General features: G+C 67.7%; 1 protein-coding gene. It reads right to left on the minus strand.

What is annotated here, in order from left to right:
• Positions 1 to 43: 43 nt before the first annotated feature.
• Positions 44 to 886: cbb3-type cytochrome c oxidase subunit I (locus HL189_RS22450; protein WP_369135955.1), on the minus strand; the 843-nt coding region annotated here is incomplete at its 5' end.

Genomic DNA, 886 nt, shown 5'->3' on the forward strand with positions numbered 1-886 from the left:
CCCGCCGCGAGCGTGCGAGAGGCGGGGGCAGCGGGGTCCTTTCTCAGGTGAAGTCGGGGTCGTTCGGACCCTGCCGGCTGCCTGCGGTCCCCCCGACGTCCTCGGCGTAGGGCTCGTGCCGCTTGCCGGCGTGCGCCTCCACCTGCAGCCGCTCGACCATCTCCGGGTAGTGCAGCTCGAAGGCCGGGCGCTCGGAGCGGATCCGCGGGATCTCGGTGAAGTTGTGCCGCGGCGGCGGCGAGGAGGTGGCCCACTCCAGCGAGTTGCCGTGACCCCACGGGTCGTCCCGCAGCGCGAGCCGGCCGTGCTTCCACGACTTGACCACGTTGTAGACGAACGGGATCACCGAGGCACCCAGCACGAACGACCCGATGGTGGAGACCGTGTGCATCAGGGTGAAGAGGCCGCCGGCGTCGGTCTGCAGGTAGTCGGCGTACCGGCGCGGCATGCCCTCGTTGCCCAGCCAGTGCTGGATGAGGAACGTGGCGTGGAAGCCGAGGAAGGTCAGCCAGAAGTGCAGCCGGCCCATCCTCTCGTCCATCATCCGGCCGCACATCTTCGGGAACCAGAAGTACAGCCCGGCGTAGGCGGAGAACACCACGGTGCCGAAGACGACGTAGTGGAAGTGCGCCACCACGAAGTAGCTGTCGTTGACGTGCCAGTCCAGCGGCGGGCTGGCCAGCAGCACCCCGGTCAGGCCACCGAGCAGGAAGGTGATCAGGAAACCGACGGAGAACAGCATCGGGGTCTCGAAGCTGATCTGCCCCCGCCACATGGTGCCGAGCCAGTTGAAGAACTTGATCCCCGTCGGGATGGCGATCAGGTAGGTCAGGAAGGCGAAGAACGGCAGCAGCACCGCGCCGGTGGCGAACATGTGGTGCGCCCA

The organism is Modestobacter sp. I12A-02662, assembly GCF_041028325.1.
GTDB lineage: Bacteria > Actinomycetota > Actinomycetes > Mycobacteriales > Geodermatophilaceae > Modestobacter.